The sequence below is a fragment of the Phytoactinopolyspora halotolerans genome, assembly GCF_010550675.1.
Taxonomy (GTDB): domain Bacteria; phylum Actinomycetota; class Actinomycetes; order Jiangellales; family Jiangellaceae; genus Phytoactinopolyspora; species Phytoactinopolyspora halotolerans.
The window spans coordinates 26747-39135 of the sequence record NZ_JAAGOA010000003.1 but is presented as its reverse complement, the minus strand read 5'-3'; the positions used below and the strand labels follow the sequence as shown (position 1 = coordinate 39135).

Here is a 12389-nt window from a genome sequence, read left to right as displayed (position 1 = left end):
ACCCCTCGATGTTATCTCCGTCTACCCGCCATACCTTCAGTTGTTCACTAAGAGTGAGCAGGCGGTGGTCTTCCAACTCTTGTACCAGTCTGCTGGTCTGGTGCTTCAAGAACACCACGCATGGTCCCCGATGTTCCACTCCAGAGCCCTTCACATGCCCACGTTCGCTGCTGGCGAAGCATCAGGTCATTCTGCGTGACGATCCGCCACTACCACGAGCCGTACGGACCATCGTTCGAGGACCCCCGCCGGCCGCCGCCCATGGCGCGTACAGCCGGCCGCACGTCCACGAGGTATACCGCGGCCCCGACCGTGCCGAGCAAGTTACCGAAGAACAGAGGACTGGGGAAGACCGCGAGCTCGATAATGAGCGCTACCGCGAGAATGCCCAGCCAGATCGGCTTGGTCAGCTTGCCCGCCGCAGGGAAGGCATCAGTCGGTACCCGGATGGCGTCGAACACCGCGTACGCCTTCATGGCCAACGCGGCGATCGCCAATCCGAGCATCAACAGCGCCTGGAAGTCGCCGAACACAGCACCCACTCTACGCGGTCGGGGAACGCGAATGAGAACGCCGTCCGGCGCCTGGTACAGCGACGGACACCGCCCCCGTCAGATCCGTACGGACCACCCTGCAGACGGAGACCGCACGAGGCCCTGGACCCGCGCGAAGATCGATCCTTGCGCGGGGCCAGGGCCAGGGCACTCGGCAGGTCGTCCCTACTGCTGATGCTCCTTCAGGTCGTCGGCGACCTTATCCGCGGCGTCCGCCACGTCGTCGGCGGCGTCGGCCACGCGGCCGCGGATGGCCACGACCCGGTCACCGAGGGTGTGCTCGTACTCATCCTTCAGCCGCGTCACGACACCCGCGCCTCGCCCAGCGAAGTCGTCATAGGTCCGCGACGCCTGCTGAGTAGCCTGGTCAGCGACCTCACGCACGCGGGCCGGAATCTGCGTCATCAGCTCATGCCGGCGCTCCCAGGTGAACGCCTCGCGCGCACGGTCGGACAGGCCTGCGGCCTTCTCCGGCAGCTGCTTGAAGAATGCAGGCAGATCTTCGCCCCACGTACGGGCCTCCGCTGGAAGCCCGGCGACGCGCTGCCGGACGTCCGCACGGACGTTCTCATCGCTGACGGCGGACGACACCCGTCCCGTCAGCTCCTCGAACCGCCGCCGCACATCTGCTCTGAACTGCTCATCCGATACCGCGTCGGCGACGCGCACTGACAGGTCGCGGATGCCGGAGACCGCTGCGTCCGCGGCGCCGGCCAGGGCACGGACCGGCTTGGATTCAAGGGTGGAGTCGGGGGACATGGTCCTCACCTCTCGTCGTCGTTGGTTGTCGGGCTTTCGCCCGCGTCATCGGTCACGGTGCCGTCCTCGAGGGATTCGTCATCAGCCGCTCCGGCAGCCATGCCGTTGCCGTCGGCACCGGCCGCGCCGCCGCCGTTGGCAGCCCGGAATGACATGTACACCTCGAGCAGCGCCCGTTTCTGCTGCTCACTCAGCGAGGGGTCGGCCAGGATGGCATCGCTGACACTGTGACCCCCCGCCGGCTCGTCCAGCAGGCCGGCGCGGACGTACAGCGCCTCAGAGGAGATCCGCAGCGCCTTGGCGATCTGCTGGAGAACATCAGCCGAGGGTTTGCGCAGTCCCCGCTCGATCTGGCTGAGGTAAGGGTTGCTCACGCCGGCCATGTCGGCGAGCTGCCGCAGCGAGAGCTGGGCTGTGCGCCGCTGCTCCCGGAGAAACTCTCCGATGTTCGTCTTCGCCATACCTCCACTATAGCTAACAATTGCAAGCGTTTTGCAAACAAGCGCACTATTTCCGAACCCGATCACGCCTCTCGCCCCGGGTCCGCCTGCGCACGGATTGCCAGCATGGTGCGCCGAGTCGTCGTCCATGGTGCGCTGAGTGACCGCCGGATCGCCGAGGCAAGCGCATGCCGACGCGCACTCACCGCACCATGCCCGCGGCGGCGGTATCCCCGAGCGCGAGATGGGGCAACGAGAACACGTGCCGCTCGTGGCCGCTCGTGACCGCGCGTGCCGCTCGTGCCGATGTTCACCTGGGCGGGGCATGATGGCGCCGTGAGCCAACCTCAATCTCGGCTGTCGCGCCGGCTGGGCACCGGCGATGCCGTCGTCATCGGCGTCGGAGCCATGATCGGCACCGGCGTGTTCGTGGTGTGGCAACCGGCCGCGGAACAGGCCGGCTCGTGGCTGCTACTGGGGCTGGCCCTCGCCGCCCTCGTCGCGTTCTGCAACGCGACGTCGACAGCCCAGCTGGCCGCCGTCCACCCGAAGGCGGGCGGCGCCTACCACTACGGACGGGAGCGGCTCGGTCCGCACTGGGGTGCGCTCGCCGGTTACGCGTTCGTCGTCGGCAAGACCGCGTCATGCGCCACGGCGGCGCTCGCCGTCGGCACCTACCTCTGGCCCGAGCACGCCACACCGGTCGCGCTCGCCGCCGTCGCACTGATCACCGGTGTCAATCTCGCCGGGGTGCAGAAAACCGCACGCGCCGCCCGGATCATCCTGGCCGGAGTAGCCGGCGTCCTGCTGGTCACCGTGGTCACCGGCCTGGCCGGCGCCGGCAACGACCCGGCGGCCACCGTTGCCATCGACGACGTCGGTCCGCTCGGAGTGCTCGGCTCAGCGGCCGTCCTGTTCTACGCCTTCGCCGGCTACGCCCGGATCGCCACGCTCGGGGAGGAGGTCCGGGAGCCCACCACGATCCCCCGCGCCGTCACGATCGGGCTGCTCATCGTGTTCGGCGTCTACCTCGTCGTCGGGGCCACCGTGCTGGCCGTACTCGGCCCCGAGGGAGCCGCCGCCACCGACCAGCCGTTGCACACCCTGGTGGAGAACGCGGGAGCGGACTGGCTGATCCCGGTTGTCACCGTGGGCGCGGGCGTCGCCGCCTTGGGCGCGTTGCTGTCCCTGCTCGCCGGCGTCGGACGCACGTCGTTCGCGATGGCCGCCGAACGTGACCTGCCCCGAGCATTCGCCGCCGTCCATCCCACCCGGAGAGTGCCGCACCTGGCCGAACTCGGCGCCGGAGTGATCACCGCGGTCGCCGTCCTGTCCGGTGATCTGGTCCAGACCCTGTCGATCAGCTCGTTCGCCGTGCTCGTGTACTACGCGGTGGCGAATCTCTCCGCGCTCCGGCTGGCTCCGGAGCAACGCCGCTGGCCACGCTGGCTCGCAGGCCTCGGCCTGGTGCTATGCGTCGGCTTGGCGCTCTCGCTGCCGGCTCGCATGGTGGTACTGGGCGCCGGGACGCTCGCGGCGTTGCTGCTGCTCCGTGCCGTCGTCGTCCGGTTCCGCCCGGTCACAGGCAGGACCTGATCTGCCCCACCGGCGCACCGCCGCCGAGGACGGGTGCCGTCGCCAGCTCGTCCAGCCCGGGCGCGCTCACTCCTAGCACTCGCAGCACCGCCGCCATCACGACGGGACGCGCGCGACCTCCGCCGTCGTCGATCTTCACCGCGACCGCACGTCCGTCATCGAGGGCGACCGCGTACACGGCTTCTGCGCCGCCCTTGCCGAACAACCCCGGCACAGCCCTGATCAGCGTGGCCTCGTCGCGCCGGGTGCCGCTGACATGCTCCGGGTACCGCTGAATCGCACCGACGACGCGCCGCTCGGCCGTACCCGGCACGGCCACCGCCATCGACCGGAACATCCGGGCGAGCCCGGTGAGGGTCAGCGCGAACAGGGGTGCCCCGCACCCGTCCACGCCCGTGTGCGCGATGCGTTCGCCCGCGAGTTCGCCCACGGTCGCGGCGATCCGCACCTGCAGCGGGTGGTCCGGGGCCAGGTAGCCGTCCGTGGGCCAGCCGTTCACCATGCAGGTGGCCAGCATGGCGGCGTGCTTGCCCGAGCAGTTCGCGGCGAGCGACGACGGTTCGTCGCCGCGTCGGATGGACGCGTGCCGGCTCTGCTCGTCGAGCGGCCAGTCCGGCGTGTTCTGCAACATCGACGCGTCCAGTCCGGCGTCGGCGAGGATGCGACGCACGCCCTTGAGGTGGAAGTCCTCCCCGGAATGGCTCGCAGCGGCCAAGGCGAGCGACTCGTCGTCGACCTCCAGCCCCATCCGCACCATCGCCGCCGCCTGGGCGGGCTTGTTCGCCGAACGCGGGTACATCGGCTTGTCGGTGACGCCCGCCGCGAAGGCGACCGAGCCGTCCGCGTCGAGCGCGACGACCGAACCGTGATGCCTCGATTCGATCAGACCGGACCGGACGACCTCGGCGACCACCACCGTCTGTGTCGACATGGTGGCGATCGTCGCACGAGCCGCCGTCCGTGGCGCAGTCGCCCAGGCAGACGCGCCGTCGATGCCGCCTGGGCATGCGCATCGTCGCTGCCGGCGTTCCGGGCGATCAGATACTGAAGCCGCCATCCGCCAGGATCGACGCACCGGTGATGTAGGCCGCGTCCGCGCTCGCCAGGTGGGCCACCGTGGCCGCGACCTCGGCCGGGTCGGCGTAGCGTCCGAGTGCGGTGTGCTCGGCGAACGACGCCGCGTTCGGGCCGTCGGCCGGGTTCAGGTCGGTGTCCGTGGGCCCGGGGTGCACCACGTTGACGGTGATCCCACGCGGCCCGAGCTCGCGTGCGAGCCCCTTGACCATGCCGATCAGCGACGTCTTGCTGAGCGTGTACAGACCCAGGCCCGGTACCGGGGCTCGCTCGGCCACATTGCTGCCGATGGTGATGATCCGGCCGCCGTCGGTCATCCTCCTGGCGGCAGCGGCACTAGCGGCGAACGGCGCCCGCACGTTGACCGCGATGGTGTGGTCGAAATCGTCGAGGCCGGTGTCGACCATGGACCCGGTCGGAAACAGCGAGGCGTTGTTGACCAGGATGTCCAGCCTTCCGAACGTGTCCGCCACCCCGTTCACGGTGTCCACCACCGCGGCGGCGTTGGCGTTGTCGATGCGATACGCCATGCCCCGGCGGCCGTATGCCTTGACCGCTTCCACCACCTCCGCCGCCTTGCCGTCGTTGCGGAGGTAGGTGAACGCGACGTCGGCGCCTTCGGACGCCAGCCGCCGCACCGTGGCGGCACCGATCCCTCGGCTGCCACCCGTCACGAATGCGACCTTGCCTTCTAGCCTGCTCGTGAGAACGTTGTCCATGCCTTCGATGCTGCCCGCGGATGCCGCCTAGGGCTGGCGGTTATCCGCCATCGCGTTCGCGTCCGGACCTCTCCGGACGGCGTCCGCGTCTCCGGTCCGCCTCCGCATGCCCGGACCGGCATTCGTGCGTCCGGCCCCGCATCCGTGCGTCCGGCCCCGCGTCCGTGCGTCGGGCAGGCGTCCGTGCGTCGTGCGTCACCAGGACTTCTCGTGCCGTAAGAGGTCTGCAGGCATGGTAGGGCACGAGAAAACCCACTTCACATGATCATTTAGGGCGGGTGGGGGTGGTGGGGCGGTGGGGGCTGGCAGGATTTGGGGTGTGCGTGCAGTGGTTCAGCGAGTGACGTCCGCCGCCGTCCGCGTCGACGGGGAGACCGTCGGGGCGATCGACCCAGGCGGAGCGGCCGATGGGTCCGGCGGCACCGGTCAAGGGCTGCTGGTGCTGCTCGGCGTCACCCATGACGACGACGATTCGACGGCGGCCAAACTGGCCCGGAAGGTGTGGGAGCTGCGCATCCTGGACGGCGAACGGTCGGCGTCGGACGTGTCCGCGCCGCTGCTCGTGGTCAGCCAGTTCACCCTGTATGCGGACACCAGGAAGGGCAGACGTCCCTCCTGGAGCGCGGCCGCGCCCGGGTCGATCTCCGAGCCGCTGGTGGAATCGTTCGCCACCGCGCTGCGCACGCTCGGAGCGCACGTCGAGACCGGAGTGTTCGGCGCGCAGATGGAGGTCAGCCTGGTCAACGACGGCCCCGTCACCCTTATCCTGGACGCCTGATCGGCAACGGAGGCGAGCATGATCGTCGTAACCGGCGGTAGCGGCAAGGCGGGGCGCGCCTGCATGGCCGACCTGATGGAGCACGGATACGACGTCGTCTCGGTCGACGTCGCCAAGCCCACCGATCTCGACGTGCCGCACACCGTGGCCGACGTGACCGATTTCGGACAGACCATGGCCGCCTTAGCCGGAATCGACGAGCGGACCAGCGACGTCACCGGCGTCGTCCACCTTGCCGCCATACCGGCACCGGGACTGGCCCCCAACCACGTCACATTCGCCACCAACACGGTCAGCACGTACAACGTGTTCGAGGCGGCCCGCCGGCTCGGGATCCGGAACGTCGTCTGGGCGTCCAGCGAGACCGTGCTCGGCCTGCCGTTCGACGTGCCGCCGCCGTATGTGCCGGTGGACGAGGAGTATCCGGGCCGTCCGGAGAGCGCCTACTCGCTGTCGAAGCTCCTCGGTGAGCAGATGGCGGAGCAGTTCTGCCGATGGGAACCGGAGATGAAGATCATCGGCTTGCGGTTGTCCAATGTCATGCTCCCCGATGACTATGCACGCTTCCCCGGCTTCCAAGACGACCCGGCGCTGCGCAAGTGGAACCTGTGGGGCTACATCGACGCGCGCGACGCCGCCCAGGCCATCCGGCTCGCGCTGGAATCGGAGATCACCGGCGCCGAGGTGTTCGTGATCGCCAACGCCGACACCGTGATGCAGGCCCCGAACGACAAGCTGCTCGACGCCGTCTTCCCGGATGTGCCGCGCCGACGCGACGTGGGCGTGCACGACACCTTGCTGGCCATCGACAAGGCGCGCCGCGTCCTCGGTTACGAACCGCGGTACGGCTGGCGAGAGGAGCGCTAGCGCAGCTGCGGGCGGACGTGCAGCCCGATCTCAGGGTCGACGACGACCTCCTGTGCCGCGGCCACGCCGCCGGCGGTCAGGGCGACGTCGGTGGGAACGTTCCGCTTCACCACGGCCAGCGCGATCGGACCCAGTTCGTAATGCCGGGCCGACGAGCCGACGAACCCCACGGTACGGCCGTCCGCCACCACGTCCTCCCCGTGCTCGGGCAGGTAGTCGACGGAGCCGTCGAGATGCAGCATGACGAGCCGGCGCGGCGGCCGGCCGAGTGTGTGTACCCGTGCCACCGTCTCTTGACCGCGGTAACAGCCCTTGTCCAGATGGACCGCGGCACCGATCCACCCCACCTCGTGCGGAATGGTGCGCTCGTCCGTGTCGCGTCCCTGCCGCGCCTCGTGCGCTGCGATCCGCAGCGCCTCATGCGCCCAGACGCCGGCCGGGGAACCGGCACCAGCGACGAACTCGCGCAGCCGCTCCCGCCGGACGAACACGTCCCTGCCCCGGTCGGTCACCCGGACCGCCACTGACGCACCGCCCACGTCGTCCGGGTACGACGACGCGCCGGGCAGCCACACGACTGCGACCTCCCCGGTCGCGTCGGCGACCTCCACCTGAGACCAGAACCGCATCGAGTCGAGGTACTGGACCAGCGGTGCGGCGCCACCCGGTTCCAGGTGGAACCAGATCGCCTCGCCGTCGTCCACCCCGTACAGGGCATGCTCGACCCGGCCGTTCACGTCCAGGATCAGGGCGGAGGTCGCCTCTCCGGGCTGCAGTCGCTCGAGATGCTGAGTGGTCAGCTGGTGCAACCAGGTCAACCGGTCCGGCCCGCTGACCCGCACCACGTCCCGGTGGGACAGGTCGATCGCGCCGGTGCCGGAGACGAGTTGCCGCTGCTCGCGCAGCGGATCGCCGTAGTGTGCGGCCACACCGGCGTCCGGCTCCTGGGCCGCCACCGCGCCGGGAAGGTCGAGCAGAGGGCTGCGATACGTCGGATCCATACACACGACAGTAGTCAACGCTCACAGTGGTGCGGACCATCCCGGCCGTCCGATTCCGCCGACGTGCAGCGGTTTTCGGGCTGAGGGACGGCTGCCGGCCCTGCCCGTGACGCCCGGCCGTTGCGTTCATGCTCGGGGCGGATCACGCTGAACACCATCTGTGAGGGGGCACCATGGGGGATCTCGCCACCGCGTTTCCGGCCGACGACACATCGGTCAGCCACTTCTCCACGTTGCTGAGTGGAGAGCTCGTCAGGCCGTCCGATCCGAGCTACGACCGTCATCGCCGGGTCTGGAACGGATCCATCGATCGCCGCCCGGCACTCATCGCTCGTTGCGCCGGCGCCGCGGACGTCATCGAATCGGTCCGGTTCGCGCGGGAGCATCAGCTGCTCACCGCCGTGCGAGGCGGCGGGCATAGCTTTCCGGGCCTGTCGGTCTGCGACGACGGGCTCGTCATCGATCTCGGCATGATGAAGGACATCCGGGTCGATCCGGAACGCCGGACCGTCCGCGTGCAGGCCGGGGCGCTCCTGGGCGAGCTCGATCGCGCGACGCAGCCGTTCGGGCTGGCCGTACCGGCGGGGATCGTCACGCACACCGGTGTGGCCGGGCTGACGTTGGGTGGCGGGATCGGCTGGATCATGCGCAAGTATGGGCTGACCATCGACCAGTTGCTCTCGGTCGACGTCGTCACGGCCGACGGCGAGTCGGTGACGGCGAGCGACGACGTCAACACGGACTTGTTCTGGGGCGTGCGGGGCGGCGGTGGGAACTTCGGCATCGTGACGGAGTTCGAGTTCCGGCTGAACCCGCTCGGTCCGTACGTCATGGCCGGGCCGGTGTTCTGGCCGATCGAGCAGGCCACTCGGGTGCTTCGGTTCTATCGGGACTGGATAGCCGAGTGCCCGGATGAGGTGATGACCATCGCGGTCCTGCGGCGTGCGCCGGACCTCCCCGCGGTTCCGCCCGAGTGGGTCGGACGCCATCTGATCGGCATCGCCGCATGTTATGCCGGCCCGGTCGACGACGGCGCCGCCGCTCTCGCGCCGTTGAAGGCCTTCGGCGCACCGATTCTCGATCTCTGCGTCCCGAAGCCCTACGTCGACCACCAGGCGACGTTCGATCCGTCGTTCCGGCCCGGCTGCTGGTACTACGTCAGGTCCTGCGACGTCGCCGGGCTCAACGACGATGTCATCGAGATCACCGCGGAGTTCGGGCGCCGCATCGGCTCAAGCGTGTCCAGTCTGGCGCTGTGGCAGCTCGGCGGCGCAGTGGCCAGGGTCGGCGACGACGAGACCGCGTTCAACGGCCGTGGCGCGGGCCACAGCTTCAACATCAACGGCAACGCCGAGACCGCCGCGGGGTTCGAGGCCGAGCGCGAATGGGCGCGTGCCTTCTGGACGGCGCTGGCGCCGTATCACACCAGTGTCTACGTGAACTTCCTGATGGAGGAGGGCGAGGCGAGGGTCGAGCAGGCCTACGGCTCCGCCAAGTATCGTCGGCTCAAGGCGCTCAAGCGGACCTACGATCCGGGCAATCTCTTCCGGCTCAACCAGAACATCCGGCCGGACTGACCCGGCAGCGAGCCAGCAGGTCAACCGGAACGCACGATACGCACTAGTGCCTACTGGTCGGCGGCCTCTCCTGCGCCGGCCACCCGCTTCAGCTCAGCGGACAGGTGCGGCTGCAGATCATGCCCCATGGCCGCCATCTCGTAGACATACATGAGGTTGCCGTTGACCAGGCCGTAGAGACGGTGGCCGCTGCGATAGTCCTTGGCGGTCTCGGTCTTCAGCACGCCACGGGTGGCCAGTTCGACTCGCGCGGACTCGATCCGGCCGAGATACACCTCGACGAACCCCGTCGGGTGCGTCAGCAGCACCTCGACCTCCTCGTCCGGCTGGGGGCGCCAGTACCCGGTCTCGCGGGCGGCCGGGCGGACGAGGTTGCCGTCGTCGTCCAGGATCCAGCTGCGGCTTTCGTACGACAGGAACGGCTTGCCCGGCACGTAGCCGAACTGAACTTCCTGCCCGAACCGGAAGGCCTCGATGGTGGGATAGTCACCGAGTCCGGCGCCCTCCCACCGTCCCAGCAGCCACGCCAGCTGGACACAGTCGGGATGCAGGTCGCTCGGGATCTCGATCACGGTAGACGGCCTCTATCCCCTTCGATACGGCTCTTCAACGGATGGTCAGGCCTGGCCCTTGAAGAGCTTCAGCACGACGAGCAGGGCCATCAGGCCCGACCCGACGGCAACCAGCACCATCAGCGAGGTAAAGACGATTTCCAGCACACCGCGAGTGTAGCGGCCCGGCTGCCGCGGGCGGCACACCGGTCGCCGCCGGTTCTCCCCGTCGACTCCGTACGCTTGGTCGCATGGCACACACACTGGTGGTCAAGGTCACTGCCGGGGCGGACGCACCCGAACGGTGCTCGCAGGCGTTCACCGTGGCATCGACCGCGCTGGCCAACGGCGTGTCAGTCTCGTTGTGGCTGACCGGAGAGTCGGCGTGGTTCGCGTTGCCCGGCCGGGCCGAGGAGTTCGAGTTGCCGCACGCCGCCCCGCTGGCCGACCTGCTGGACGCCTTGCTTGCCGGTGGCAGCGTCACGTTGTGTACGCAGTGTGCCGCCCGCCGCGAGATCGGCCCCGACGACCTCCTTCCCGGCGTCCGCATCGCCGGAGCGGCGACGTTCGTCGAGGAGATCCTCGGCGACGGCGTTCAGGCGCTGGTGTACTGATATCACGCGGCCCGCCGCCCCATCGGCGGGTTGACCCGCGCGAAGCCGTCCTGCCGGTAGTACGGGAAGTACGGGTAGGGGGCCGTCCGCGTGCTCGCCGCGTCGAGCCTGGCCACTTGGTCGGACGTGAGTGACCAGCCCGTCGCCCCGAGGTTCTGCCGGAGCTGCTCCTCGTTCCGGGCGCCGATGATGACCGACGAGACGGTGGGACGCTGCAGCAGCCAGTTGATGGCGACCTGCGGGATGGCCTTGCCGGTCTCCGCTGCCACCTGCTCCAGCACATCGACGACGTCGAAGAGATGCTCGTCGTCCACCGGCGGCCCGTAGTCCGCCGTCTCGTGCAATCGGCTTCCGGCCGGAATCGGATGGCCACGGCGGATCTTGCCGGTCAGCCGGCCCCAGCCGAGCGGACTCCAGACGATGGCACCGACACCCTGGTCGGCACCGAGCGGCATAAGCTCCCACTCATAGTCTCGGCCGACCAGCGAATAGTAGACCTGGTGCGCCGCGTATCGCGGATAGCCGCGCCGCTCGGCGACCGCGAGTGACTTCATCAGCTGCCACCCCGCGAAGTTGGAGACGCCGACATAACGCACCTTCCCGGCCCGGACCAGATCGTCGAGGGTCGACAGGACCTCCTGGACCGGCGTACCGGCGTCGAACGCATGCAGCTGGAACAGGTCGATGTAGTCGGTGTCGAGCCGTCGCAGCGCGTCCTCGCACGCTCTGATCAATCGCGATCTCGATGAGCCCGCGTCGTCCGGGCCGTCACCCATCGGCAGGGTGGTCTTGGTCGAGACGAGCACCTGATCCCGACGGCCCTTGATCGCCGCACCGAGCACGGTCTCCGACGCGCCGTCGGAATAGACGTCGGCCGTGTCGAACATCGTGACCCCGGCATCCAGGCACACGTCGACCAGCCGGCGTGCCTCCGCGGCATCGGTGTTCCCCCACGCGGAGAACAGTGGCCCTCGACCGCCGAACGTTCCGGCCCCGAAGCTCAGCACCGGGACCTGTAGACCCGACTCGCCCAGCCTGCGGTATTCCATGCGGACTCCCTTAATGGCTCTGTAGTTCCGTTAAGATGGACTGTAGCAGTTTGCCGAGCCCTTAACGGAACTGGAGGCCCATTTGAGCGCGGAAGGCGACCCGGGACGTGTGCGACCGGGCGGGCGCACCGCCCGGGTGCGGGCGGCCGTCCTGACAGCAGCCGGAGATCTCCTGGCGGAGCAGGGCTTCGATCGCCTCGACCTCGCCGACATCGCGCGGCGCGCCGGGGTCGGCAAGACCACCGTGTATCGACGCTGGGGAAGCGTGCCGAATCTGGTCGCCGACCTCCTGGCGGAGATGGCGGAGCAATCCGTGCCGCGCACCGAGACCGGAGCGCTCGAGGGCGACCTGCAAGCCAACGCGCGGCTTGTGCAGCGCACGCTCAGCGACCCCCGTCAGGGTCGGCTGTTCACCGCGATCATCGCGGCGGCCACGTGCGACACGCGCACCGCCGAGGCGCTGCGGCGTTTCTACGAGGTGCGCATCGACGAGTGGGCACCCTGCGTACAACAAGCCGTCGATCGCGGGGAACTCCTGGCCGGCACGGACTGCAGGGAAGTCATCCGCGCGGTCTCCGCTCCGCTCTATTACCGGCTCCTCACCGTCGGGCAGGCCCCGGTCGAAGCGGACGCGGACCGCGCCGCTCAGGCCGCCGTTGCCGCCGCACGAGCGGGCGTGTTCACTACACAGGTGGACGAGTACGGCCGCGCGGACAGCGGATAGCGGACGGCGGACGGCGGATAGCGAGAAGCCCTACGACGCCACCACGACACAGGTCGCGAGGGCGTCGTAGGGCTCCGATAGCCGCT

At 69.1% G+C, this 12389-nt stretch carries 14 protein-coding genes; 6 read left to right on the top strand and 8 right to left on the bottom strand.

From position 1 onward, the window contains the following. Window positions 1–209 precede the first annotated feature (209 nt). From G1H10_RS04805 to G1H10_RS04795, 3 genes are all read right to left on the bottom strand, one after another. Window positions 210–533, bottom strand: a complete 324-nt coding sequence (locus tag G1H10_RS04805) for a DUF2516 family protein (RefSeq protein ID WP_216852910.1) — start codon at window positions 531–533, stop codon at window positions 210–212. 186 nt (window positions 534–719) lie between these two features. Continuing rightward, complete coding sequence (locus G1H10_RS04800; protein ID WP_163733509.1) at window positions 720–1313, bottom strand: hypothetical protein; 594 nt, start codon at window positions 1311–1313, stop codon at window positions 720–722. Between the two features lie 5 nt (window positions 1314–1318). Next, window positions 1319–1774 carry a helix-turn-helix domain-containing protein gene (locus G1H10_RS04795; RefSeq protein ID WP_163733506.1) on the bottom strand — a complete coding sequence of 152 codons (456 nt, stop codon included), beginning with the start codon at window positions 1772–1774 and terminating at the stop codon, window positions 1319–1321. 315 nt (window positions 1775–2089) lie between these two features. On the opposite strand from G1H10_RS04795, the gene G1H10_RS04790 reads away from it, so the two are divergent. Beyond that, complete coding sequence (locus tag G1H10_RS04790; RefSeq protein ID WP_163733503.1) at window positions 2090–3349, top strand: APC family permease; 1260 nt, start codon at window positions 2090–2092, stop codon at window positions 3347–3349. On the opposite strand, the gene G1H10_RS04785 is transcribed toward G1H10_RS04790, so the two are convergent. Beyond that, entirely contained in the window at window positions 3333–4280 is a 948-nt protein-coding gene (locus G1H10_RS04785) for an asparaginase (RefSeq protein ID WP_163733500.1), read from the bottom strand. The genes G1H10_RS04790 and G1H10_RS04785 overlap by 17 nt on opposite strands. A gap of 106 nt (window positions 4281–4386) precedes the next feature. Then, on the bottom strand, window positions 4387–5142 hold the full coding sequence (locus tag G1H10_RS04780; RefSeq protein ID WP_163733497.1) for an SDR family NAD(P)-dependent oxidoreductase: 756 nt from the start codon (window positions 5140–5142) through the stop codon (window positions 4387–4389). 319 nt (window positions 5143–5461) lie between these two features. On the opposite strand from G1H10_RS04780, the gene dtd reads away from it, so the two are divergent. Beyond that, window positions 5462–5920 carry a D-aminoacyl-tRNA deacylase gene (gene dtd, locus G1H10_RS04775; protein ID WP_163733494.1) on the top strand — a complete coding sequence of 153 codons (459 nt, stop codon included), beginning with the start codon at window positions 5462–5464 and terminating at the stop codon, window positions 5918–5920. 18 nt (window positions 5921–5938) lie between these two features. Beyond that, complete coding sequence (locus G1H10_RS04770; protein WP_163733491.1) at window positions 5939–6787, top strand: NAD-dependent epimerase/dehydratase family protein; 849 nt, start codon at window positions 5939–5941, stop codon at window positions 6785–6787. Here G1H10_RS04770 and ygfZ read toward each other — a convergent pair. After that, window positions 6784–7788 carry a CAF17-like 4Fe-4S cluster assembly/insertion protein YgfZ gene (ygfZ, locus tag G1H10_RS04765; RefSeq protein ID WP_163733488.1) on the bottom strand — a complete coding sequence of 335 codons (1005 nt, stop codon included), beginning with the start codon at window positions 7786–7788 and terminating at the stop codon, window positions 6784–6786. The two genes, G1H10_RS04770 and ygfZ, sit on opposite strands and share 4 nt — an antisense overlap. Window positions 7789–7961: 173 nt before the next feature. On the opposite strand from ygfZ, the gene G1H10_RS04760 reads away from it, so the two are divergent. After that, entirely contained in the window at window positions 7962–9365 is a 1404-nt protein-coding gene (locus G1H10_RS04760; protein WP_163733485.1) for an FAD-binding oxidoreductase, read from the top strand. 50 nt (window positions 9366–9415) lie between these two features. Here G1H10_RS04760 and G1H10_RS04755 read toward each other — a convergent pair whose 3' ends face one another. Then, entirely contained in the window at window positions 9416–9937 is a 522-nt protein-coding gene (locus G1H10_RS04755) for a heme-binding beta-barrel domain-containing protein (RefSeq protein WP_163733482.1), read from the bottom strand. A gap of 230 nt (window positions 9938–10167) precedes the next feature. On the opposite strand from G1H10_RS04755, the gene G1H10_RS04750 reads away from it, so the two are divergent. Next, the gene (locus G1H10_RS04750; RefSeq protein ID WP_163733479.1) at window positions 10168–10530 is read left to right on the top strand and encodes a DsrE family protein; all 363 of its coding nucleotides are present in this window, start codon (window positions 10168–10170) and stop codon (window positions 10528–10530) included. A 2-nt stretch (window positions 10531–10532) separates the two neighbouring features. Here the strand turns inward: G1H10_RS04750 and G1H10_RS04745 are convergent, their stop codons facing one another. Continuing rightward, window positions 10533–11579 carry an aldo/keto reductase gene (locus tag G1H10_RS04745; protein ID WP_163733477.1) on the bottom strand — a complete coding sequence of 349 codons (1047 nt, stop codon included), beginning with the start codon at window positions 11577–11579 and terminating at the stop codon, window positions 10533–10535. Window positions 11580–11661: 82 nt separating this feature from the next. Here G1H10_RS04745 and G1H10_RS04740 point away from each other — a divergent pair, with 82 nt between their 5' ends. Beyond that, a complete protein-coding gene (locus G1H10_RS04740) occupies window positions 11662–12303 on the top strand; it encodes a TetR/AcrR family transcriptional regulator (RefSeq protein WP_163733474.1) in 642 nt (213 codons plus the stop codon). Window positions 12304–12389: the final 86 nt, after the last annotated feature.

Excerpts from the sequence above, each read along its gene's own strand:
- ygfZ (WP_163733488.1), bottom strand. The coding sequence starts at position 7,788 with ATGGATCCGACGTATCGCAGCCCTCTGCTCGACCTTCCCGGCGCGGTG.
- G1H10_RS04745 (WP_163733477.1), bottom strand. The coding sequence starts at position 11,579 with ATGGAATACCGCAGGCTGGGCGAGTCGGGTCTACAGGTCCCGGTGCTG.
- G1H10_RS04750 (WP_163733479.1), top strand. The coding sequence starts at position 10,168 with ATGGCACACACACTGGTGGTCAAGGTCACTGCCGGGGCGGACGCACCC.
- G1H10_RS04780 (WP_163733497.1), bottom strand. The coding sequence starts at position 5,142 with ATGGACAACGTTCTCACGAGCAGGCTAGAAGGCAAGGTCGCATTCGTG.
- G1H10_RS04770 (WP_163733491.1), top strand. The coding sequence starts at position 5,939 with ATGATCGTCGTAACCGGCGGTAGCGGCAAGGCGGGGCGCGCCTGCATG.
- G1H10_RS04795 (WP_163733506.1), bottom strand. The coding sequence starts at position 1,774 with ATGGCGAAGACGAACATCGGAGAGTTTCTCCGGGAGCAGCGGCGCACA.
- G1H10_RS04785 (WP_163733500.1), bottom strand. The coding sequence starts at position 4,280 with ATGTCGACACAGACGGTGGTGGTCGCCGAGGTCGTCCGGTCCGGTCTG.
- G1H10_RS04800 (WP_163733509.1), bottom strand. The coding sequence starts at position 1,313 with ATGTCCCCCGACTCCACCCTTGAATCCAAGCCGGTCCGTGCCCTGGCC.
- G1H10_RS04760 (WP_163733485.1), top strand. The coding sequence starts at position 7,962 with ATGGGGGATCTCGCCACCGCGTTTCCGGCCGACGACACATCGGTCAGC.